This is a genomic window from Treponema ruminis, assembly GCF_014201975.1.
GTDB lineage: Bacteria > Spirochaetota > Spirochaetia > Treponematales > Treponemataceae > Treponema_D > Treponema_D ruminis.
The window spans coordinates 342,659-364,538 of record NZ_JACHFQ010000001.1 but is presented as its reverse complement, the minus strand read 5'-3'; the positions used below and the strand labels follow the sequence as shown (position 1 = coordinate 364,538).

Sequence of the window (21,880 nt, the reverse complement as noted above, 5' to 3'; positions counted from 1 at the left end):
GAGAAATTATAAAAAATGGCAGAAAATATTCGTATTGCACTTGCTGGAAACCCGAATGCGGGAAAAACTACGCTTTTTAATGCGCTCACAGGCTCAAATCAGTTTGTCGGAAACTGGCCTGGAGTTACTGTTGAAAAAAAGGAAGGAAAACTCAAGAAACATGACGGCGTTATCGTAACAGACCTTCCTGGTATTTACTCTCTTTCTCCATATACACTTGAAGAAGTTGTCGCAAGAAATTACCTGGTTGGCGAGCGGCCTGATGCAATCCTGAACATCGTTGATGCAACGAACCTGGAGCGAAACCTTTACCTTACAACACAGCTCGTTGAGCTTGGAATCCCGGTTGTAATTGCCCTCAACATGATGGATTTGGTTAAAAAGGCCGGAGACAAAATCAATGTTGCTGAACTGAGCCGCCAGCTTGGCTGCAAAATCATTGAAATTTCAGCCCTCAAAGGCACTAACGTAATGGAAGCGGCCGAAGAAGCAATCAAAGCCGCAGCACAGACAAAAACTGTGCCTCAGCATGTTTTCCCAGGTCCTGTTGAGCACGCAATTGCTCACATTGAGGAAGCTGTTGTTCACAATCTTCCGGAAGAGCAGCAGAGATGGTACGCAATCAAAGTCTTTGAGCGTGACGATAAAGTTCTTGAAATGCTTAAAATTGAAGCAAACACACTTGAGCACGTTGAGACTGATATAAAGGCTGCTGAAAAAGAGCTTGATGATGATGCAGAAAGTATCATCACGAATGAACGATATATCTACATTGCACAGATTCTCAAGTCAAGCTATAAAAAGGCAAACGCCGGCTCTCTTTCAAAATCTGACAAAATTGACCGTGTTGTAACAAACCGCTGGCTTGGTCTTCCGATTTTTGCCGTAATTATGTTCGCGGTTTATTGGATTGCAATGATTGGCGTTGGTGCTCCGGCTACTGACTGGGCAAACGACGGTCTTTTTGGTGACGGTTATCATCTTCTTGGAATCGGAAGCGCAGCTTATGAAGAGGCTGCAGAAGAATACGGTGATACACCGGCAATCCTTGAGGCTCTTGAAGCTGGCGAAAAATCTTATGTCACAGTAGATGACGAGACTCTTGAAACTTCTGATCCAATCGAAATCACAGACGAAATGGCAGAAGAAGCAAAAGCAATGGCAGAAAAATACGGCGAAGAAGGTCCGGATCCTGCAAATTACGGTGTTTGGGTTCCTGGTGTTCCGGCCGTTATCGGCGGATTGCTTGAAAAGCTCGGAACTTCTGAATGGTTGAGCGGCCTTATCCTCGACGGAATCGTTGCAGGTGTTGGTGCAGTTCTCGGATTTGTTCCTCAGATGCTCGTTCTCTTCCTCATGCTTGCCTTCCTTGAGGCTTGTGGTTACATGGCTCGAATTGCCTTCGTCCTTGACCGAATTTTCCGAAAATTCGGACTTTCAGGAAAATCATTTATTCCGATGCTTGTTGGCGTTGGTTGTGGTGTTCCTGGAATCATGGCAAGCCGTACAATTGAAAACGAGCGTGACCGCCGCATGACAATCATGACAACCACATTCATTCCTTGTGGCGCAAAAGTTCCTTTCATCGCGATGATTGCAGGCGCAATTTTTGGCGGAGCCGCTTGGGTCGCAACATCCGCTTACTTCATCGGTATGGCAGCAATCATCATCTCTGGCGTAATGCTCAAAAAGACAAAGATGTTCGCAGGAAATCCTGCTCCGTTCGTAATGGAACTTCCGGCTTATCACATGCCGACTTTGGGTAATGTTCTTCGTTCAATGTGGGAACGCGGCTGGTCATTCATCAAAAAAGCAGGAACAATCATCTTGCTCTCAACGATTGTTGTCTGGTTCACATCTTTCTTCGGCTGGACAGAAGAAGGCTTCGGTATGCTTAGCGAAGAGCAGCTTGATTCTTCTATCCTTGCAAAAATTGGTTCTTGCATCGCATGGATTTTCGCACCTCTTGGATGGGGCAACTGGCAGGCTGCGGTCGCCTCAATCACAGGTCTTGTCGCAAAGGAAAACATCGTCGGTACAATGGGAATCTTGTACGGAAGCGGAGACGTTACGGCTTATCAGGCTCTTGCGCAGGCATTTACTACTGTTGCAGGCTTCTCATTCCTCGTATTCAACCTTTTGTGCGCTCCATGTTTTGCGGCAATCGGTGCAATCAAGCGCGAGATGAACAACACAAAATGGTTCTGGTTTGCAATCGGCTATCAGTGTGGTTTCGCATATCTCGTTGCATTCATAATCAACCAGTTTGGAAAACTCTTCACAGGAAATGTGAATATCATTGGGTTTGCTCTTTCAGTAGTCGCTCTTGTTGGAATCATTTACATGCTTTTCATCAAAAAGTATACTGAGGCAGATAAACTCACTGTCAATGTAGGGAAATAACCGGGATTAGATTGAGTCGGAATGCCGGAATGTGCTTCCGGCTCAGTTCAATCACCTCAAACACTGGAGGATAAAATGGGAAATATCATTGTCGGTTCCATTTTGCTTGTGGTCGTTGCTGCCGTAATCGTACGACTCATAAAAAACAAACTTAGCGGAAAATCTTCCTGTTCATGCGGCTGCGGAGGTGGAAGCTGCCCGCATTGTGCAGGCGGCTCTTGCAAGACTGATGTATAAACTGGGAAATCCTGCTATAATGCCTGTATGACATTGCAGGATTTACAGTTGAATACCGAGGCGGAGATTGTCAAGGTTGGTGGAAATGGCGAGCTTCGTCAGCATTTTCTTGATATGGGCGTTATCCCGGGCGCTAGCGTAAAAAAAATTAAGCTTGCTCCTATGGGCGACCCTATGGAAATTCAAATCCACGGCTACGAGCTCACAATGCGGCTTGCCGATGCTGCCAAAATCGAAGTTAAACTTTCCGACGGCTCTCTTTCCGGCAAAAATAATTCTTCTGTAGAGCAATCTTCTGACAAAGAATCACATCCTGGTCTTGGCGAGGAGGGCAAATTCCATTCAAAAGGTGACGGAAATCCTCTGCCTGACGACGCTTTGCTCACTTATGCCCTTGTTGGCAATCAGAATGCCGGCAAAACTACTCTTTTTAATCAGCTCACAGGTTCAAATCAGCATGTCGGAAACTTCCCGGGCGTTACAGTAGACCGAAAAAGCGGCCAGATCCGTGGAAATCCGCGCACTCTGGTAACGGATTTGCCCGGAATCTATTCAATGTCGCCGTACACGAGCGAAGAGCTTATATCACGCAATTTTGTTTTAAATGAAACTCCCTGCGGAATCATAAACATCGTTGACGCCACAAACATCGAGCGCAACCTTTACCTTACGATGCAGCTTCTGGAGCTTGATATTCCTATGGTAATCGCCCTGAACATGATGGATGAGGTTGTCGGAAATGGCGGTTCTGTTGATGTAAATAAAATGGAGCGACTTTTGGGCGTGCCTGTCGTTCCAATCTCAGCGGCAAAAAATCAGGGCGTGGATGAGCTTGTAAAGCACGCGCTTCATGTTGCCCATTATCAGGAAAGGCCTCTCTGGCAGGATTTTTGTGATGAAAATGAAAAGGGCGGTGCGGTTCACCGGGCTCTGCACGCGGTAATCCACCTGATTCAAGACCATGCTGAAAGGGCAAAAATTCCTGTCCGCTTTGCGGCAAGCAAACTTCTCGAAGATGACAAGCGGATCCTCCATCAGCTTGATTTGGATGTAAACGAAAAGCAGATTCTGGAGCACATTCTGATTCAGATGGAAAAAGAGCGTGGCCTGGACAGAAGTGCGGCAATGGCAGACATGCGATTCTCTTTTATCAGGAAGGTCTGCGAAAAATCAGTTAAAAAGCCCCGAGAATCCAAGGAAAGAATCCGCTCCCAGAAAATTGACCGCGTCCTTACCGGGCGTTTTACGGCGATTCCAGTTTTTTTTGCGGTGATGGCGGCTGTTTTCTTCCTTACATTCAATGTAATCGGAGCCTTTTTCCAAGGCCTGCTCGAAAGCGGAATTGGTCTGCTTACAGATCTCACTGATTCTGGGCTCACTTCGCTTGGAATCAACCCGGTCCTCCACGATCTGGTCATAGACGGCATTTTCTCCGGCGTTGGAAGCGTTCTTTCCTTCCTTCCGGTTATCGTCACCCTCTTTTTCTTCCTTTCTTTGCTCGAAGATTCGGGTTATATTGCCCGCGTTGCCTTTGTGATGGATTCTCTTTTGCGCAAAATCGGGCTTTCGGGGCGGAGCATTGTGCCTTTGCTTATCGGCTTTGGCTGCACGGTTCCGGCCGTTATGTCCACGCGTACCTTACCTAGCGAGCGTGACCGTCGCATGACAATCCTTCTCACGCCTTTTATGAGCTGTACGGCAAAACTTCCTGTTTACGCATTTTTTGTAAGCGCTTTTTTCCCCAAGCACGGCGGACTGATTATGACTTTGCTTTACCTTCTTGGAATCGTCACGGGAATTGTAATCGCCCTTTTTTACCGAAAGACTTTGTTCAAGGGTGAGGCCGTTCCTTTTGTCATGGAGCTTCCTGATTACAGGCTTCCGGGCCTGCGTAACGTTTCCCAGCTTTTGTGGGAAAAGGCAAAGGACTTTTTGCAGCGGGCCTTTACGGTAATTTTTATTGCGACAATTGTTGTCTGGTTCCTGCAGAGCTTTGACTTGCACCTGAATCTGGTTGATGATTCTGCCCAGAGCATTCTTGCAAAACTCGCAGGTCTTTTGGAGCCCCTTTTCCGGCCCATTGGACTTGGTGACTGGAGAATCTGTACTTCCTTTATCAGCGGATTTATTGCAAAGGAAAGCGTTATTTCTACCCTCGGCGTCCTTTATCCGGAGGGAATTTCTGATGTTTTGACTTCTGCTGCTGTGGCAAGCCTGCTTGTCTTTAGCCTTTTGTACACGCCATGTGTTGCGGCAGTTGCTTCAATCAAGAGGGAACTTGGCGGAAAATGGGCCGCTGCCCTTGTATTCTGGCAGTGTGCCGTGGCCTGGCTGGTGGCATTTCTGGCCCGCCTTGTGATGCTTTTATTTTGAGACAAATTCGATAGCGGAATCAGCTGCGATTTTACCGAAGATACAGATGTCTGCAACTGCATTTCCGCCCAGACGTTGACCTCCGTGTACTCCGCCCGTAACTTCTCCAGCTGCAAAAAGGCCTGGAATCGGCAGTCCAAGCTTGTTCAGCACCTGAGCCCTTGTGTTGATTTTGAGACCGCCCATTGTGTGATGGATTGCAGGCTCGATTTCGATTGCATAGAACGGCGGATTTGAAAGAGTCCTTTCCATGCTTTCCGGGTTTCGGCCAAAATCCGGGTCTTTTTTTGCCTGTACGGCCTTATTGTATTGGTCAACCGTGTATTCAAGGGCGACGGCATCAACTGCAATTGCCCTGGACAGTTCGACGAGATTTGCACCTTCCGAAAGAAGATTCTGATTTGCGTAAGTTTCAACTGCCTTCAGCGAGTCGCGGACACTCTGGTCAAAAAGAAGGTAGGCTGACCTTTCTGGATTTTTCAGAACTGCGGCCGAAACGATGTCACGGGTTTCCATTTCATTGACGAATCTGCGGCCAGCCTTGTTGACGAGAATTGCTCCGTTTCCGCGAAGGGCTTCCGTAATCATGATGCCGGTTCCCTTTACGACCGTAGGATGAATCTGAATCTGCTCCATCTGAATCAGCTGGGCATCAAATTTTTCGACCATTTTAAAGGCGTCGCCGGTGGCACCCTTGTGATTTGTCGTGGCGAATCCTGCAAGTGAGGCCTGATAAAATTCAATCATTTCTGGATTGGCACCAAAGCCGCCTGTCGCAACGATGACAGCCTTTGAGTGGACTGTGTATTCGCCGCCCTCGTAGGCAACCCTTACGCCGCAAGCCCTTCCGTTGTTAGAAAGAATATCAATTACCTTGTTGTTGAGACGAATTTCTGCCCCTTGTTTAAGAGCCGCTTTTTGAAGCAGCGGAATGAGATGTGCACCGATTGCGCCACCGCCTTTGGGCCTGTGAATACGTTTGTTCGTAGCACCGCCAAAAGCCCCGACATCGCTCAAATCCGCTCCAATCATCGGAGTCTGAAGCCATTCCACCATAGCAGCTGAATTATCAATCAAAGTGCGGACAAGATCAGGATCGTTGAGATACTGACCGCCCCTCATCGTGTCGTTGAAAAAGACTTCTTTTGAATCTTTGATGCCCAGTCTTTCCTGCTCTTTTGTGTAGCAGGCGTTGATTCCGCCGGTTGAGAAATTTGAATTTCCGCCGACAATAGGCATTTTTTCCAGGACCAGGACTTTTGCTCCCCTGCTGGCCGCTTCTGTTGCTGCCGTGAGACCAGCCCCGCCTGCTCCGATGATTACAATGTCACATTCGCTGTCTTTGTAGATGATGGAAGTTTTTTTGATTCCCTGGGAAATTGCGATTGCTTCATCCAGGGCGTCGAGGATTGCGTTTGAAGTGATTGTGGCTCCGCTTACCGCATCAATCATTGAGGTTGAGCCGTCTCTGAGGAATTTTTCGATAATTCTTTTTTTGGCAATCTCGGCAATATTTGGGCTTTCGATGTCCTTGATGATTTCGGCGTCAATGATTTTGCCGCCGCTTACGGTGATTGAAACTTCGACCGTGCCGTTCCTGCCGTGGCCCTTGCCGATGAACATGCCGTCACGGAGAGAACTCTGCTCTTTTTCACAGGAGACGAATAAAAATAAAATGCTTAAAAATAATGAAAAAATTTTAGATAACTTCATCATAAATATTGTAAATTCAAATATCTGCTTTTGCAAATTATTTGCTCTTGAAAATTATGCTGGAATTTGCTTAAATGATATCAATTTGGGAATCATTTGCAAATTATGACTTATAATACCGAACAGCGTACTTCATTGCTTTCTTTTTTGACTGAAAATCCAGACAAAACTTTTTCTGCAAAGGAAATTGCGGTGGCTCTCGAGGGCAAAAACATCAGCAAGAGTTCCGTTTACCGCAATCTGGCAGAGCTTGAAGCCGAGCAGAAAATCAAGCGGGTCACAAAGGCCGGAAGCAAGGAGTCCTTCTATCAGTTTTACGACAATTCCGAGTGCAAGAATCACATTCATCTTTCCTGCACCAAATGCGGCAAAATCTTCCACCTCGAAAGCGAACAGACTGAAAAGCTAGTGAGTGAGGTCGAGCAGGCCGACGGATTTGAAATCAGCAGGGCAGAGACAACGCTGTACGGAGTCTGCAAGGATTGTGGAATTAAGAATTAGGCGTTACCGCGCTTCGCACGGTCGGGCTTTCCGGGGTTGCGCTATCGCTCCATTGCCTTCGGCAACTTACGCCCCTACAATCCCTAACGCTTTGCTAAATGGAGATTATATTTATATGAAAAAATTATTCGGTTTTGTTTTGAGTTTTGTTCTTTTATTTTCTCTTTTGAGCTGTCAGAAAAAATCCGGCTCGGAGAAGGCTTCTTCGGAAGGGAAAATCACTGTGCTTGCCACGATTTTCCCGGCTTACGACTGGGCCAAAAATCTTACGGTCGGCTGTGATTCAGTTTATGTCGACCTGCTTTTGAAAGACGGCGTTGACATGCACAGTTTTCAACCCTCTGCAGCGGACATCGTAAAAATCTCCACGGCTGACATTTTCATTTACGTCGGCGGCGAATCTGACGCCTGGGTTGAGAACGCCCTCAAAAACGCCGGCAATGAAAAGATGATTATTATCAATCTCATGGACAAACTCAAAGGCTTTATCAAGCAGGAAGAGCTTGTCGAAGGAATGCAGCATGATGAGCACGAACACGAAGAACACGGCCACGAGGAGCACGACGACCATGACGAGGAAATCGAGAATGACGAGCACGTCTGGCTTTCCCTGAACAACGCGATTGCATCTTCAAACGAAATTGCCCGAGCCTTAATGGAAAAAGACGAAGCACATTCTTCTATATATATGGCAAATCTGGTCTTTTATGTTGACAAGCTTGCTGCCCTCAAGCAGGAATATGCAAACTCATTCGGCGAAAAGACAATCATCGTCTGTGACCGCTATCCCTTCCTTTACCTCACAGACGAATTCGGAATCAAATATTATGCGGCTTTCAACGGCTGTTCTGCCGAAAGCGAGGCTAGTTTCGACACAATCGCCTTTCTTTCAGTCAAACTGCACGAGTTAAAGTCTCCGTCAGTTTTCGTAACAGAAAGTTCGGACAAAAAAATCGCAAAAACCGTAATTTCAAGCGCTGGCATAAAGGATTGCAAAATCATCGCACTCGATTCAATGCAGTCAACCACTTTAAAACAGGCCCAGAAAGGCAAGAACTACTATGACGTCATGCGCGCAAACCTTGAGGCATTAAAATAGAAGGAAAAAATGGCACAGCTTACTTGTGAAAATCTTACTTTGGGCTACGACTCAAAGGTTATAATCAGAAACCTCTCTTTCAGCGTCAATGCGGGCGACTATCTCTGCATCCTCGGCGAAAACGGTTCCGGAAAATCAACGCTGATGAAGACGATTTTGCATCTTATCAAGCCAATCGAGGGCAAAATCATGACCGGTGACGGTCTTCTCGCAGACGAAATCGGCTACCTGCCCCAGCAGACCATGATTCAAAAAGACTTCCCTGCCAGCGTGCGTGAAATCGTACTTTCCGGCTGCCAGTCCCGATGCGGCCGCCGTCCCTTCTATATAAAAGAAGAAAAACTTCTGGCTGCCCGGGCAATGGCAAAGATGGGAATCACCGACCTTGCCAAAAAATGCTACCGGGAGCTTTCAGGCGGACAGCAGCAGCGAGTCTTGCTGGCACGAGCCCTTTGTGCAACTCAGAAAATGCTCTTCCTTGACGAGCCTGTCAGCGCCCTTGACCCTGCTGCCCAGGAAGAAATGTATTCTTTGATTGAAGGTCTTCACAACGAGGGAATTACAATCATCATGATCAGCCACGACGTCGAAGCCGCTTTAAAATACGCAACCCACGTGCTCCACATCGGCGAAAGCATTTTCTTCGGAACAAAAGCCGAATTCATCCACAAGAGCACCTGCCCGGACTGCAACGGACAGATTAAAAAGATCTTCGGAAGACCGCAGCTGTAGGAGGACAAAATGTTACAGGATTTCATCTCTTTCTTTCACCTTAACTTTCCTTTCGTGCAGCGTGCCTTTATCGTCGGCATTCTGGTTGCACTCTGCTCGTCTTTGCTTGGAGTCACTCTGGTCCTCAAGCGATTCAGCTTTATCGGTGACGGACTCAGCCATGTTGCTTTCGGAGCCATGTCAGTAGCCGCCGTCCTCAACCTCACCAACAACATGTACCTGGTTCTTCCGGTCACGGTAATCGCTGCAATCCTTCTTCTCCGCACAGGCAAAAACACCAAGATTCAGGGAGATGCCGCCGTTGCAATGATTTCCGTGGCATCCCTCGCCCTAGGCTACCTGATTATGAACATCTTCAAGCCGTCCAATAATCTTTCGGGCGACGTCTGTACCACGCTTTTCGGCTCATATTCAATCCTCACGCTCACACCGGGCGAAGTCTGGCTCTGCGTAGGCCTTTCAATTGCCGTAATCGCCGCATTCATCGTCTTCTACAACAAGATTTTCGCCGTCACCTTCGATGAATCCTTTGCCCAGGCAGTCGGAACCCACGCTTCTGTCTACAACCTCGTAATTGCAATCATAATCGCAGTAATCATCGTGCTGGCAATGAATCTGGTCGGCTCCCTTTTGATTTCCGCCCTGGTAATTTTTCCGGCACTTTCGGCAATGCGGGTCTTCAAAAGTTTCCGCTCGGTCACAATCTGCTCGGTCATCATAAGCGTAACATGCTCACTGGCCGGACTTTTGATTTCGGTTCCAGCAGGCACCCCGGTAGGCTCAACAATAGTCGCCGCCGACCTGCTGGCATTCCTGACCTTCTACATCTGGGGAAAAGTAAGGAGTTAATATGAAAAAAATATATTTAATATGTATTCTTTTCGTTTTTATTTCCTGTAAAGGAAAATCTGCGGTTGAGACCAGCTTTGCCATTCCTGAAAACGCCATCACTCCCGAAGAAGCAGCCGTCGCCCAGAACGAAGCGACTTCCGCTAAATCCGCCCTTGCTGCAGACGGCTCCAAAATCGACTACGATCTTTCCGAGATGAACTCAAACATGGTCTATTCCCAGGTTTTCAACATGATGATAGAACCTGAAATCTACGATGACAAAGTAATCAAAATGAGGGGCAATTTCGCCGTCTATCCAAACTCGCCAACTGCAAACGGCGGTACATCCTATGCCGTCATAATTTCCGATGCGCTCGCATGCTGTCAGCAGGGAATCGAATTCAAATACGACTTCGGCGACAAGCTTCCAAAAGAGGGCGACATCATCACTGTTACAGGAGTTTACGTCACAGCCATGCTCCCCGGCGACATGGTCTTCAATTATGTAAAAGCCGATTCAGTGGAAATGTAGTTTTTTTCTGCCGATAATCAAAGCATGAAGAGATTTGCTTTTTTTATCGGATTTTTTTTGCTTTTTTCAGGATTTGTTTTTTCTCAGACTAAAATCGCTTATTCAGGTGACTCCGGCTACACTCTTGTCGAGCGCACCAATCTCCGCCGCTATGTGAACGGAAAATATTCTGGCCTGACCAGCCGAGAGGTACGCTCTTTTATCAGCCGCTCTTTTGCTCCGGAAGGGGTACGTTCTTTGCGCAGCGACCGCTGGTACGACGGCAATTTCTTTGTAATCGAGGAAACTTTGCGCAATTCCAAGGCGACGATGGCCGGAATCCACGAAGCAATTCCTTCCGTTTTCAAGATTTCCGCTGACGGCAAGATGACTATGTTCCAGGACAACGGATATCCGACTTTCCGAAGCTTCCCTTCATACTCGACAGAGCAGCTTAAGCCCGGCGATTCATGGAAGGGTGAGGGAGAGCGGGCTGTTGACCCGATGAATAAGGGCATTTTCACGAGGATGCCGATTCTTGTCCTTTATACTTTTGTGGGCGAAGAAAACTACCGCGGTGAGCAGGTTTACCGCATAAAGGCAATCTGGCAGACAAATTACGGATTTTCCAACTTTAATTTTGACCCCAAGGGCGATTCGACTTTGAAAAAGGCAACCGGCGGCCACAAGGCAGACATAATCGTGCGGGCATCGACCGGCGAGGCTATTTTAATCAATGACAATGTTGACGAAACTTTTGCCTACTCGGACGGAAGTCAGGTCAACTTGAAGGGTACAATCACCCTCTTTACCGAATATCCTCCTGCAATCGACCACGATAAGCTGATTTTCGCGCTTAACAGAATCGCTAAGGCAGACACTGGAGCGACTTCAAAAGCTGTGAAAGCGGATAGAAAGGCGGGCGGAAGTTCCGGGGCTGGAGAGAAAGTTGCTTCTGCAAAAGGTAATGGAACAGATGAGCGCGACTCTCTGGCTTGGGGCGGTAATTCTCAGAAAGGCGGAAATTCTACGGAAACCGACACTGCTTCTGTCTCTGGTGCTGGCACAGGCTTTGGTTCAATTTCAAGCAAAAAGGAAAAGTCTGGAAGTTCCGGGTCTAAGAACGTAAAATCCCGCCTGGATGAAAAATTCGCCTCTGCTAAAGGGGGGGCCGGCTCTCAAGGAAGCGGTTCTGACGGGAATGGCAGGGGCATCGACGGCTCAGTCTCAGACTCTTCATCTTCCGGCACGGACAAGAACAACATGGTTTACGAAGAAACGCCTGCCGGAATCCGACTTTCCGTGCGTGACATAAAATTCAAGCCTGACAGCGACCAGGTTCTTCCGGGCGAAAAATCCCGCCTCGATGAAATTGCCGAGGTCTTAAAGCTGGCCCCGAATTCTCAGTTCCTGATTGAAGGTCATACCGCGAGTGTAGGAAAACCTGCCGGCGAACAGAAGCTTTCGGAAGAGCGTGCAAAAAACATCGCAACCGAGCTCGCAAAACGCGGAATTCCTGCCGACAGGTTCATCTGTAAAGGTCACGGCGGCAACAAGCCAATCGCAAGTAACAGCACCGACTCAGGCCGGGCTCAAAACCGCCGTGTAGAAATCACGATACTGGAATAAAGTTTTTACTTTCGTTTTCCGGAGATTGTGATTGTCGCAACTGTTGGCGATTTTCCGCCTGCGATTGCACATTCACCGTTTCCGTCACGACCGTAGAGGGTTACGCGGATATTTACCGTGCTTCCCTTTTCAATTGTGTATGAAGCCTCGTAGCTCTTCTTTGCTGAGCGGGCGCTTCTTGACTCGTCGAGGACGATTTCCTCTTTCTTTGAGCCCTTGATTCCTTCAATCAGGACTGCCACGTTGCTTGTTCCGTGATTTCCGTATGCGGCATCAATCTGTGTGATTTCGATTGTTTCGTTTGCGGTAATCGGGAAGTCAACGTAAACTACATCTTTTCCTTCGATTGTTCCAGAATATCCTGTGTAGCTGATTCCACCCTTTGCGAAAGTTGCGTTGATTTTTCCAGAGTTGTAAGCCCAGTTTCCTTTTGACGGAAGGGCTTTTCCTGCTGCGGCGAGGGCATCGTTATCAGTCTTTCCTTCGAGGGAATTGCTTGCCTCAAGACTGTCCAGCCATGTTACAGCGAAAGAATTTGGATCCGGCTTCAAAATCTGGAGCTTGAATTCTGCGGAAGCGGCTTTTTCGTCCTTTGAAGTGGCCTTTACGAGAACTTCTGTGTCTTCAGCGACGTTTCCTGCCGTGAGGAAGCCGTTTGAGTCGATTGATGCCAGGCTTGAATCAGAAACGCTCCATTCATAGTCAGCATTTGTCGGGCGAGCCGGATTGAGTTTTGCGGCAAACTGGAGGCTCTTTCTTCCGTATATTGTCTTTACGTCATCTTCAGAAGAGATTTCGATTTTTTCAACCGGAATGAATTTTGCGGCTTTGTCAGATTCAACTGCAATTTTAGCGATTGTTGTCTTTTTTGAAGCTGTGATTGTAACTTCTTTTGCGCCAGTATAGACGACGTATGCTTTTTCTGTGAATTTTGCGCCTGAACCTGTGTTGAAGTCGTAGAATGCTTCTCCCTGTTTTCCAGCTTTTACAGTACCGTTTCCTGAAAGGCAGCCTGTTACGCTTACGACAGATTTTCCTTTAACCGGAACTGTGATTTTGCTTCCTGCCTCACCGACGAGCTTTCCTTCTGATACTGTGAATCCCTCAAGCTTGATGCCCTTGAAGTTCTTTTCGTCGTCAAAAGTGTAGACAGTGAGTTTTGCCTTTTCTTCGCCTGAAAGAACGGCTTTTGAAGAGTCTTTTGAAACTTTCCAGCCGTGTTCCTTTGCGAATGAAGCGACATCCCAGTAAGTTGCGATGTCTTTTTTGAATTTCAGTGTTGAAAGGTCGTAGTGGCGGTTGAGGATTGATTCACGTCCGCTGAATTCCTTTTTTACCTCGTCATCAGAGAGGATTCCTTCAGTTTCTTCCGGCTTCATTCCCATGCTTTCAACAGTTTTTCGGTCGATTTTCCATCCGATTACTGTTTCCGGGATTCCGTTTGCTGTGAGGGCGCTTCCTTTCCAGAGGGCAGCGTCGATGTTCTCGGCTGTGTTTCCGATGAATGCAACCTGATTGTAGTAACCTGAATTCCAGGGTGTGCGGGCAAGGTAAGTTGTCTGGTCTTCGTGTGAAGAAATTTTTGAATTGAAGATGACGAGACCCTTTGCGGCTGTATTGCTCATTTCCATTCGTGGAGCACCGATGTAAGAAACGTGAGTCTTGTTGTTTGAGTCAAAAACCGAGTAAATCTCACATTCCTCAAAGAGAGCGACTTTTCCAGAGTATTCCATCCAGATGAAGTCAGTGTCGCCCTCAACGTAGCACTGATAGAACCAGGATTTTCCAGTCATGCGGAGTGTGTCCTGGTGGCTCTTGAAAGCACAGTTGTAGGCTGCAAGGGTTCCTGTTGAATCGAATCCGATTGTCTCAGCCTGAGTGTTTGAGCCTTTTACAGAACCGCGGACAAATGTGTTCTGGAAGGTGATGTTTTCAAGAGTAAGGTTTCCAGTGCCCTCAAATTCGAAGACACAGCGGTTTTTCTGACCAGAAGAACGCTTGCATTTGAGTAAATCGCCTGAATTTGCAGCTGCTATAAGAACGTCCTCGCCGTATTTTGCGCTAGTATCGCCCGAAAGAGTGATGTCAGCAGGACCGTTGTAGTAAAGGATTTCCTCGTAAGTTCCCTTTGGAAGCGTGATTTTGTAAGAACCTGAGTTTGAACCGATAGAGTCCAGTGCTTCCTGAATAGTGGCGAAAGTCTGAGCTTTAACGTCCTTTCCAGAAAGCGTAACTTCAGCAGAAAGATTCTGAAGGGCAAAAGCAGAAATCAAAGCTGCCCCCAGAAAACCAGTTATTTTTTTCATTAAATATCCTCCATATAAATGATTCATAATTGTAGGAGAGGATATTTGAAAAAGAAATGGAAAATTAAAACAAGAATTTGATTAAAATTGTCATTTTTGGACAAAAGCGAGGCGCGCGAGATTGTCTTAAAATCCCGAAAATTCTGCATAAAGCTAATAAAATACAAAAAGGCGGTCGGGAGACCGCCTTTTTGTGTTATCTATTAAACCTTATGCCTGAATGTTAGTGTTTTTTACGACAACATCGTGTGCCGAGCCTTCGCTGATAGTCGTTGCACTTACCAGCGTAAGCTTTGCCTTTTCCTGCAGCTCAGGAATTGAAAGCGCGCCGCAGTTACACATTGTGTGAGTTACCTTGCGGAGAGTCATTCCGAGGCCGTCATGCAGGTGGCCGGCGTATGGAACGTAAGAATCAACGCCCTCTTCGAAAGCCATTGATTTTTTGCCGCCCAAATCGTAGCGCTGCCAGTTGCGGGCACGGTTGCTTCCTTCGCCCCAGTATTCTTTGACGTAGTTGCCGTTTACGACGAGTTTGTTTGAAGGAGATTCGTCGAATCGTGCGAAGTAGCGGCCGAGCATTACGAAATCTGAGCCCATTGCAAGAGCCAGTGTGATGTGATAGTCGTGAACGATACCGCCGTCAGAACAGATTGGAATGTAAATGCCAGTCTTCTTATAGTATTCATCGCGGGCCTTAGCAACTTCGATTGTAGCTGTAGCCTGACCGCGGCCGATACCCTTCTGCTCGCGAGTGATACAGATTGAACCGCCGCCGATACCGATTTTAATGAAGTCAGCGCCTGCTTCTGCGAGGAAGTTGAATCCGTCTGCGTCAACAACGTTTCCTGCACCAACCTTTACGTCCTTGCCGAATTTTTCGTGGATGTCCTTGAGGGCCTTTTCCTGCCAGTAAGAATATCCTTCGCTTGAATCGAGAACGAAAACGTCTGCGCCTGCTTCGAGAAGGGCCGGAACACGCTCCATGTAGTCGCGAGTGTTGATTCCGGCACCAACGATATAGCGGTGCTGTGAGTCCAAAAGCTCAAGCGGATGTGTTTCGTGAGTTGCGTAGTCCTTTCGGAAGATGAGTGAAACGAGGTTGCCGTTTTTATCAACGACAGGGAGCTGGTTGACCTTTTTGTCCCAGATAATCTCGTTTGCTTCGCTCAAAGTGATTCCTTCCTGACCTGTTACCATGTCAGCGAGCGGAGTCATGTATTCAGAAACTTTTGCACCCGGCTTGCAGTGAGAGATGCGGAAATCTTTTGAAGTGATGATGCCGACCAGCTTTCCGTGAGCAGAACCGTCTTCAGTAACGGCACATGTTGAGTGACCAGTCTTTTCGCTCAAAGCGATTACTTCTTCGAGAGTCTGGTCCGGGCGGACATTTGAATCAGAAGTTACGAAACCAGCCTTGTAAGCCTTAACACGGGCAATCATTGCAGCCTGGTCTTCGATTGACTGGCTTCCATAAATAAAGCTGATTCCGCCTTCTTTTGCGAGGGCGATTGCCATTTTGTCGTCAGAAACTGCCTGCATTACGGCAGAAACCATCGGGATGTTCATTGAAATCGGAGATACTTCGCCGGCTTTTTTATTGTATTTAACCAGCGGAGTACGCAAGCTAACATTGTCAGGAATACATTCCGCGCTAGAATAGCCCGGAACCAAAAGGTACTCACCGAAAGTGTGAGACGGCTCAGAAAAATAAAATGCCATGATTTTCTCCTGTTTTTTCACCAAATAAAATTGAAACAGTATAGCAAAAAAACATGGGAGGGGGAAGTCTCCCCCTACGCCCGCACTTCGTTGCGTTCTACCCTCTCTGCGGGCTCAAACGCCGCCCGCAACGCCCGCTTACTCGTGCCAGAATATCATTCCTTGCCAGTTTACTAAAACCTTTTCGTTTGTTTTGTATGGTCGCATAAACAATTCTTGTCAGTTGAGGTTACAAAGTGAGCGGTAAAGTGCAAAAATCTCCGTTGACCGCACAATAAAGTAGTGTTATTCTTTCACGGAAAAGGAAAAGAAACCGTCGGTTTAAATTTCCTTATACCCTAAGGAGGATAATATTATGAAAAAAATCGTAAGTGCAGTAGCATTGGCAGCCGCAGCAGCTTCTTTGGTAACTGCAGAAGTTAAGATTACAATGAACGGACGTTTGCGCCCAACTGTCTATGGTCAGCAGACTGTAGAAGGCGACGCAAAAGGTAAAACAGATACAAAAGCAGTAACAAAGAACTGGATGAGCCTCGACGGATACGCTGCATTTGAGGATACTCTCAAATTCGCTTTCAACAACGAGGACAAAACTGCAGGTCTTACATTCTCTGTAAACGTAAAGAACGGAAATGATACTACAAACACATCAAAGATTGCAAAAAAATCAGTTGATGGAACAAATCCTGAGAAAGATATCCAGTTGACTGAATCCAATAACAAACTTGGCAACTTCCTCACCCTCAACCAGTATGACATCTGGTCTACAGTATTCGGCACAGACCTCAAGCTCGGTGCTGGTAGCTGGAAAGATGGTAACGCAGACGGTGCTTACCGCGTAAAGAAAGACGTTGACGCTGGTAACTCAGAAGGCGTTGATTTTGAGCGATTCAAACTCGGTTCTGCTTTCAAAAATGCTCCATCTTTGTTCGTAGATGATATCGTAAACTTCAACGGTGGTTCAAATGCTCTCGCAGCTTATGCAGAGTACCCAATCGCCCTCAACGACGATATGTCTCTCAAACTTACAGCTGTTGCAATCAAAGCTGGTTACTGGTCAGGAACAGATGACGACACAACTACAAGCCACAATGCAGGTTTTGCGGGCCGTGCTCAGTTCAACGTTGCAGATTTGTTCAACTCTGAGTTGATTGTTAAAAAGCCTGTCGCAGGAATCACAACTTTCGCTTTCTATGCTATGCCAACTTTGCTTCCACAGCTCACAGCTACAATCGGTGGTTCTTACACAATGGATTCTACATCAGCTGAGACATGGAATGGTGCATGGGACTTCGACTTGCGAGCACGCTATCAGGTTACTCCAGAGCTTTCAATCACAACTTTCAACAAGATTGCTGGCCTCAAAGAGTCTGATGATGAAACAAAAAACAAAGCAGAGGCTGTTGTTAACGCAGGTATCGCAGGTCTTGACGGAAAAGCTGGTCAGTTGGTTGCTGGAAAAGACATCACAATGGTTATGTGGAACAACATTTCTGCCCGCTACAAGGTTAACGATTTTGTAACAGCTACTGTAAACGTTGGTTTGATGAACGTTCTTGGAACAGCTGGAAAGAGCGATTCTGACTACGGAATCAACTACCGTGTTACACCAGGTGCTCAGCTCTACCTCTCAAAGCCAGCAACATTGTGGGTTGGCTTCTCATACAGCGGAGCAAAATACAACGCAGGAACAAAAGATGCAAAAGATTTCACTGTATCTTCAATCTCTATCCCTGCAATCCTTCGTGTAAAACTGTAAGCCTAGTCTAAGCTAGAAAACAAAAATCCCGCTTCATTCACATGGAGCGGGATTTTTTTGTGTTACGCCTTTATTTGTGAAGCCAGCTCTTCCTTCAAAGCGATCACCTCGTCAAGCGGAAGAGAAACAGCCTGAGAAATTTGTTCAGGTGTACCAAGATTCATGAGCAGAAGGTTCTTCGCATTTGCAATGGCAGTTTCACGGGCACCCAATTCACGACCTTCTTCACGTCCCGCCTCGCGTGCGATGTCCTTTTCTTCGTCTATTGTCTGCTGCCATGTCATATACTGCCTCCTCCATGCCGCGTTCTTTTTTGCGAACTCAACTTTTTCCTCGATGCTGCGTGAAAGGCTTGTCTCGGCATTTTCGCCCTTCAGAAAATGGAAGAAATCACGCTCTTCCTTTGTTTTCAGTTTATCACACTCGGCCGCGTTGAAAAAGACTTTATAAGTCCTGTCGTTCAATTTTGTCTTTTTGTCCTCGCGGCAGATATTCTCGAAGGTGTAGACCGGCAGTGCCTTGTGGAAGATGTCGTCCAGGCAGAGGAAGATGACGTAGCTGTCCTTGAGTTTTGTGTAGTTCTCGCCTTTTGAAAGATTGTCCATGTCGATGATGCTCTGGTAGTAGCGCGCTCGTTTGGGCAGGTTTTTCGTGTCGGTGGTCTGGATTTCCAGGTCGAAAATCTGCCTGTCGTTCTTGGTATATACGTCGAACCGCACGCTTTTTGCCTCAATCGTTTCCTGCAAGGTCTTCTCGGCCTGCGGACTTTCCAGATGATCAATCTCGACGTGAAGAAGAAGCTCCAGAAGCTGACGGCAAATCTCCGGTTCACTTTCCAAGATTTTACAAAAAAGAAAGTTGTCCGCGAAAGTCAGTTCGTCCCATGATTTTGTTTTTCTTGTGTTTTCAGTCATAAATTATAAATGCCTCCATTTTTGGAATAAATTTATGTGAGACTCTTTTTGGATTTCACTACATATTTATTTCAAAAAAAAATCGATTTTCGGCAATGCAAATGAAAAAAAGTCAGAAAAATACAAAAATATTTTTCCTTGTAACCTCACTATCTGATTTTTATTTGGTATAATTAGATGAGGAAAATATGAAAAAATTTAACACTCTTTCTTTAGCTTTGGTGAGTATCGCTTTTGTTTTGACCAGCTGCGCTTCAACAAAAATTTCTTTGCAGGAATCTTCTCCTGTTGCCGTAATTTCTATCATTGGAAATACGCAGGTTCCATGGATTGACGAAGACGATCAGACGGTCCTTGCAACTGATGAACCTGAGGCCGAAAGCCTTCTTACCAGCATGGCAAGTCGAATCATTGACTCAAACAATCCCGAAATTCTTACTGCTGTTGACCGCCTTGATTACGCTTTTGACAGTGCCAGCATGAATATTCTTGAAATGACAGGTTGTGCGGTTCTTCCTAAGGAAGAAGTTCTTTCTTCTGAAGCCTACAGTTACATGGCGCCAAGTTATTTCAATTCACTTACTCCTACTAAAACTGCGACAGGTTTTAAAGATTTGACTACAATTGGAGCGAAAAATTCTCGCTACCTCATGGACTCAATCGGAGCAAAATCGCTTCTCATCCTTTCATTCACCTTCCAGAAAGATGTTGTAAAAGGAACAAAAACAAACGGAGCAATTGGTGGCCTTGTAACAATGAAGGCAAAATTGCTCAATAACCGGGGGCGAGAAGTTCTAAATAAGATTTTCGTTGCAAAAACATCCGAGCCGATTAAAATCATGCGAGGCCAATACAACAAAGATTCTCTGGTTGAGCAGCTTGAAAATACAATTGATGATGTGATGCGTCAGTTCTGTATGGAACTTTCAAAAATGTCCTCGGACGAACCTGTTTTGAAGGAGTCTGAAACCACTGAGATTCAAGCAACACCAATAAAATTGCGCACTGCCGAATAATTTCACAATTCGCAGCAAATTCTTTTTATATGACGTCTTAACGTTGCCGGTGCGACCCCAAGTTCTGCCGCAAGAGAAGATTTGCTGCGACCTTTTAAGAATTCTTCCTTGATATAATCATCGAAACGACTTAATTTGTAGTAAGTTGATTTTTGGCCAGGCCTGCGACCAACTTTCTTTCCTTCTGCTTTTGCCCGAACGAGTCCCTGTTTTGTTCGCTCTGAAATAAGTTGCCGTTCAATTTCTGCTGAAAGACCAAAAGCAAATGCCAGAACTTTTGACTGAATATCATTTCCGAGCCTGTAATTGTCCTTTATAGTCCAAACTTTAATATTTCGTTCTAAGAAATACTGCAGAATATTCATAATCATAATAAGTGACCGCCCGAATCGTGAAATTTCCGTTGATATTACTAAGTCACCTTCCTTACATTGATTCATTAAAATCTTTCCAAGCTTACGAAGCTCAGGTTTTTTCGTTCCGCTGATTTTTTCTTCAATCCATTTATCGATATGAATTCCGTTCTGAGCTGCAAATCGTTCAATTTCAAGTTGCTGATTTTCTAAATTCTGATGGGCCGTAGAAACCCGAATGTAACCGTAGACCATAATTTCCTCCTGCAATTGTTACTGAAGGGAGTATAACAAAAAAATCCCGCTCCATGTGAATGAAGCGGGATTTTTGTTGCTAGCTTAGGCTAGGATTACATCTTTACACGGAAGATGACTGGAACCTGAACAGCGAATACTGAAATATCTTTGTCAGATACTTTTGCAGAAGCACCGCTAAGAGCAATACCACCCCAGATTGAAGCGTTAGATGCTGCATAAACCTGAACAGCAGGTGTTACGCGCCACTCTGGAGAGTAGCTGTTGTCGTCGTTCTCAGCTTTTGAAAGTGGTGTGATAAGACCAACATTCAATGTAAGGGCGAGCAAATCGCTTACTTTGTAGCGAGCTGAGAGATTGTTCCACATAGCAGTTTTGAATTTTGGCTGTGTTGATCCATCAATTTTTGCAGCCAATCCTTCAGCACCTTTGTGTCCGGCAACACCTGCAGAAAGATTGCGGCCTGCCTTGAGATTTGTTCCAGAAAGGTTTGTGAAGAATGTGATTGAGAGCTCGTCTGTAGCCTGATAGCGGGCACGTACATCAAATGCCCAGTCTGTGTATCCGCCGTCATCTTCTTCATGGTTGTCGATTTCAGCTGCACCACCGATGTTGAGTGTAAGACCGTCAACAACTTTTGGCATAAAGTAAGCACCGAAGTCCATTACATGTGGAGCTGGTTTTTTGAAAATCAACTCAGCGTTAAGAGCTTCCATAGCCAACTGAACGCGTGATACGAAGAATGCGTCGTAGTATGTAGTTGTGTCGTCATCTACAACTGTATCGAATTTGTTGTAAACAGAGCCGAGCAAAACATTAACTTTTGCAGCGTCTCCAGCCTGGAAACCGTAGTCTGCATAGCTGAAAAGAGCTGAGTTGTTTCCGCCAGCTGCCAAATCGTCAATAAATGCAAGTTTATTGCTTCCTTTGAGAATTGAACCGAGTTTAAATCGCTCGAAGTCCATGCCTTCTGCGTTCTGTGCGTCTACATCTTTCTTTACACGGTAAGCACCATCTGCATAACCATCTTTCCAGTTACCAGAACCGATTTTGAGCTCGCCTTCTCCGAGTTCCCATTTCATCCATGCAGAGTACTCGTTGAGAGTATAAGAAGAAGCATTTGTGTTAAGGTTTGCTGCAAAAGTTGTACCGGCTTTATCGCCATTCAAAACAAATTTGAATGTGTCACTTGGGTTTGTTGCTTCCTGTTTACCTTTACCGTCATAGCCTTCCCAGTCAAGCCATTCTTTGTATACAGTTTTTGTGCCATCGTTATCTGTGCTTACCTGAGAGAAAGCGTCCAACTTTGTACGATAGTTCAATGTGATTTTAGCATCTGCTGCAAAAGCTGCACCGGCAACCATAGAAGCAACTAATGCTGCACTTACGATTTTTTTCATAATATTATCCTCCTTAGGGTATAAGGAAATTTAAACCGACGGTTTCTTTTACATTCATTTTCTGGTGGTTGATTTGGACATTTCCGTTTTTTTGGGTTTTTGTATTGATAAAAGGTCGAATTATGCTTA

At 46.0% G+C, this 21,880-nt stretch carries 17 protein-coding genes; 11 read left to right on the top strand and 6 right to left on the bottom strand.

Translation table 11 applies throughout. The features are described 5' to 3' along the window. The first annotated feature begins 15 nt into the window (after nucleotides 1-15). From feoB (HNP76_RS01415) to feoB (HNP76_RS01405), 3 genes are all read left to right on the top strand, one after another. A complete protein-coding gene (feoB, locus tag HNP76_RS01415) occupies nucleotides 16-2,403 on the top strand; it encodes a ferrous iron transport protein B (RefSeq protein WP_184656716.1) in 2,388 nt (795 codons plus the stop codon). 75 nt (nucleotides 2,404-2,478) lie between these two features. Further along, the gene (locus HNP76_RS01410; RefSeq protein WP_184656714.1) at nucleotides 2,479-2,640 is read left to right on the top strand and encodes a FeoB-associated Cys-rich membrane protein; all 162 of its coding nucleotides are present in this window, start codon (nucleotides 2,479-2,481) and stop codon (nucleotides 2,638-2,640) included. A gap of 27 nt (nucleotides 2,641-2,667) precedes the next feature. Then, nucleotides 2,668-5,013 (top strand): ferrous iron transport protein B, encoded by a 2,346-nt coding sequence (feoB, locus tag HNP76_RS01405; RefSeq protein WP_184656712.1) that lies wholly within the window; start codon nucleotides 2,668-2,670, stop codon nucleotides 5,011-5,013. Here the strand turns inward: feoB (HNP76_RS01405) and HNP76_RS01400 are convergent. Beyond that, nucleotides 5,005-6,726 (bottom strand): flavocytochrome c, encoded by a 1,722-nt coding sequence (locus HNP76_RS01400; protein WP_260309034.1) that lies wholly within the window; start codon nucleotides 6,724-6,726, stop codon nucleotides 5,005-5,007. The genes feoB (HNP76_RS01405) and HNP76_RS01400 overlap by 9 nt on opposite strands. 105 nt (nucleotides 6,727-6,831) lie before the next feature. Between HNP76_RS01400 and HNP76_RS01395 the strand changes: the two genes are divergently transcribed. The 6 genes from HNP76_RS01395 (at nucleotide 6,832) to HNP76_RS01370 (ending at nucleotide 12,029) form a co-directional block, all read left to right on the top strand. After that, on the top strand, nucleotides 6,832-7,227 hold the full coding sequence (locus tag HNP76_RS01395; RefSeq protein WP_184656708.1) for a Fur family transcriptional regulator: 396 nt from the start codon (nucleotides 6,832-6,834) through the stop codon (nucleotides 7,225-7,227). 115 nt (nucleotides 7,228-7,342) lie between these two features. Next, a complete protein-coding gene (locus HNP76_RS01390; protein ID WP_184656706.1) occupies nucleotides 7,343-8,326 on the top strand; it encodes a metal ABC transporter substrate-binding protein in 984 nt (327 codons plus the stop codon). A gap of 9 nt (nucleotides 8,327-8,335) precedes the next feature. After that, nucleotides 8,336-9,058 carry a metal ABC transporter ATP-binding protein gene (locus tag HNP76_RS01385; RefSeq protein WP_184656704.1) on the top strand — a complete coding sequence of 241 codons (723 nt, stop codon included), beginning with the start codon at nucleotides 8,336-8,338 and terminating at the stop codon, nucleotides 9,056-9,058. A 9-nt stretch (nucleotides 9,059-9,067) separates the two neighbouring features. Further along, nucleotides 9,068-9,907, top strand: coding sequence for a metal ABC transporter permease (locus HNP76_RS01380; protein ID WP_184656702.1), 840 nt, complete (start codon nucleotides 9,068-9,070; stop codon nucleotides 9,905-9,907). A gap of 1 nt (nucleotide 9,908) precedes the next feature. Continuing rightward, complete coding sequence (locus HNP76_RS01375) at nucleotides 9,909-10,421, top strand: hypothetical protein (protein WP_184656700.1); 513 nt, start codon at nucleotides 9,909-9,911, stop codon at nucleotides 10,419-10,421. 24 nt (nucleotides 10,422-10,445) lie between these two features. Then, the gene (locus HNP76_RS01370; protein ID WP_260309032.1) at nucleotides 10,446-12,029 is read left to right on the top strand and encodes an OmpA family protein; all 1,584 of its coding nucleotides are present in this window, start codon (nucleotides 10,446-10,448) and stop codon (nucleotides 12,027-12,029) included. 5 nt (nucleotides 12,030-12,034) lie between these two features. Here the strand turns inward: HNP76_RS01370 and HNP76_RS01365 are convergent, their stop codons facing one another. Both HNP76_RS01365 and HNP76_RS01360 read right to left on the bottom strand, forming a co-directional pair. Continuing rightward, nucleotides 12,035-14,335, bottom strand: coding sequence for a pectinesterase family protein (locus tag HNP76_RS01365; RefSeq protein WP_184656698.1), 2,301 nt, complete (start codon nucleotides 14,333-14,335; stop codon nucleotides 12,035-12,037). Nucleotides 14,336-14,545: 210 nt separating this feature from the next. Beyond that, the gene (locus HNP76_RS01360) at nucleotides 14,546-16,054 is read right to left on the bottom strand and encodes an IMP dehydrogenase (protein WP_184656696.1); all 1,509 of its coding nucleotides are present in this window, start codon (nucleotides 16,052-16,054) and stop codon (nucleotides 14,546-14,548) included. Between the two features lie 355 nt (nucleotides 16,055-16,409). On the opposite strand from HNP76_RS01360, the gene HNP76_RS01355 reads away from it, so the two are divergent. After that, nucleotides 16,410-17,813, top strand: coding sequence for a hypothetical protein (locus HNP76_RS01355; RefSeq protein WP_184656694.1), 1,404 nt, complete (start codon nucleotides 16,410-16,412; stop codon nucleotides 17,811-17,813). A 62-nt stretch (nucleotides 17,814-17,875) separates the two neighbouring features. On the opposite strand, the gene HNP76_RS01350 is transcribed toward HNP76_RS01355, so the two are convergent. Next, nucleotides 17,876-18,727 carry an Rpn family recombination-promoting nuclease/putative transposase gene (locus HNP76_RS01350; RefSeq protein WP_184656692.1) on the bottom strand — a complete coding sequence of 284 codons (852 nt, stop codon included), beginning with the start codon at nucleotides 18,725-18,727 and terminating at the stop codon, nucleotides 17,876-17,878. Nucleotides 18,728-18,915: 188 nt separating this feature from the next. Here HNP76_RS01350 and HNP76_RS01345 point away from each other — a divergent pair, with 188 nt between their 5' ends. Next, nucleotides 18,916-19,743 (top strand): hypothetical protein, encoded by an 828-nt coding sequence (locus HNP76_RS01345; protein WP_184656690.1) that lies wholly within the window; start codon nucleotides 18,916-18,918, stop codon nucleotides 19,741-19,743. Between the two features lie 2 nt (nucleotides 19,744-19,745). Here the strand turns inward: HNP76_RS01345 and HNP76_RS01340 are convergent, their stop codons facing one another. Continuing rightward, nucleotides 19,746-20,351 carry a recombinase family protein gene (locus HNP76_RS01340; RefSeq protein ID WP_184656688.1) on the bottom strand — a complete coding sequence of 202 codons (606 nt, stop codon included), beginning with the start codon at nucleotides 20,349-20,351 and terminating at the stop codon, nucleotides 19,746-19,748. A gap of 95 nt (nucleotides 20,352-20,446) precedes the next feature. Next, on the bottom strand, nucleotides 20,447-21,751 hold the full coding sequence (locus tag HNP76_RS01335) for a hypothetical protein (protein ID WP_184656686.1): 1,305 nt from the start codon (nucleotides 21,749-21,751) through the stop codon (nucleotides 20,447-20,449). Between the last annotated feature and the right edge of the window lie 129 nt (nucleotides 21,752-21,880).

Bases quoted from the DNA above. Each gene is read 5' to 3' on its own strand.
- feoB (WP_184656716.1), top strand. From the start codon at position 16: ATGGCAGAAAATATTCGTATTGCACTTGCTGGAAACCCGAATGCGGGA.
- HNP76_RS01410 (WP_184656714.1), top strand. From the start codon at position 2,479: ATGGGAAATATCATTGTCGGTTCCATTTTGCTTGTGGTCGTTGCTGCC.
- feoB (WP_184656712.1), top strand. From the start codon at position 2,668: ATGACATTGCAGGATTTACAGTTGAATACCGAGGCGGAGATTGTCAAG.
- HNP76_RS01400 (WP_260309034.1), bottom strand. From the start codon at position 6,726: ATGAAGTTATCTAAAATTTTTTCATTATTTTTAAGCATTTTATTTTTA.
- HNP76_RS01395 (WP_184656708.1), top strand. From the start codon at position 6,832: ATGACTTATAATACCGAACAGCGTACTTCATTGCTTTCTTTTTTGACT.
- HNP76_RS01390 (WP_184656706.1), top strand. From the start codon at position 7,343: ATGAAAAAATTATTCGGTTTTGTTTTGAGTTTTGTTCTTTTATTTTCT.
- HNP76_RS01385 (WP_184656704.1), top strand. From the start codon at position 8,336: ATGGCACAGCTTACTTGTGAAAATCTTACTTTGGGCTACGACTCAAAG.
- HNP76_RS01380 (WP_184656702.1), top strand. From the start codon at position 9,068: ATGTTACAGGATTTCATCTCTTTCTTTCACCTTAACTTTCCTTTCGTG.
- HNP76_RS01375 (WP_184656700.1), top strand. From the start codon at position 9,909: ATGAAAAAAATATATTTAATATGTATTCTTTTCGTTTTTATTTCCTGT.
- HNP76_RS01370 (WP_260309032.1), top strand. From the start codon at position 10,446: ATGAAGAGATTTGCTTTTTTTATCGGATTTTTTTTGCTTTTTTCAGGA.
- HNP76_RS01365 (WP_184656698.1), bottom strand. From the start codon at position 14,335: ATGAAAAAAATAACTGGTTTTCTGGGGGCAGCTTTGATTTCTGCTTTT.
- HNP76_RS01360 (WP_184656696.1), bottom strand. From the start codon at position 16,054: ATGGCATTTTATTTTTCTGAGCCGTCTCACACTTTCGGTGAGTACCTT.
- HNP76_RS01355 (WP_184656694.1), top strand. From the start codon at position 16,410: ATGAAAAAAATCGTAAGTGCAGTAGCATTGGCAGCCGCAGCAGCTTCT.
- HNP76_RS01350 (WP_184656692.1), bottom strand. From the start codon at position 18,727: ATGACTGAAAACACAAGAAAAACAAAATCATGGGACGAACTGACTTTC.
- HNP76_RS01345 (WP_184656690.1), top strand. From the start codon at position 18,916: ATGAAAAAATTTAACACTCTTTCTTTAGCTTTGGTGAGTATCGCTTTT.
- HNP76_RS01340 (WP_184656688.1), bottom strand. From the start codon at position 20,351: ATGGTCTACGGTTACATTCGGGTTTCTACGGCCCATCAGAATTTAGAA.
- HNP76_RS01335 (WP_184656686.1), bottom strand. From the start codon at position 21,751: ATGAAAAAAATCGTAAGTGCAGCATTAGTTGCTTCTATGGTTGCCGGT.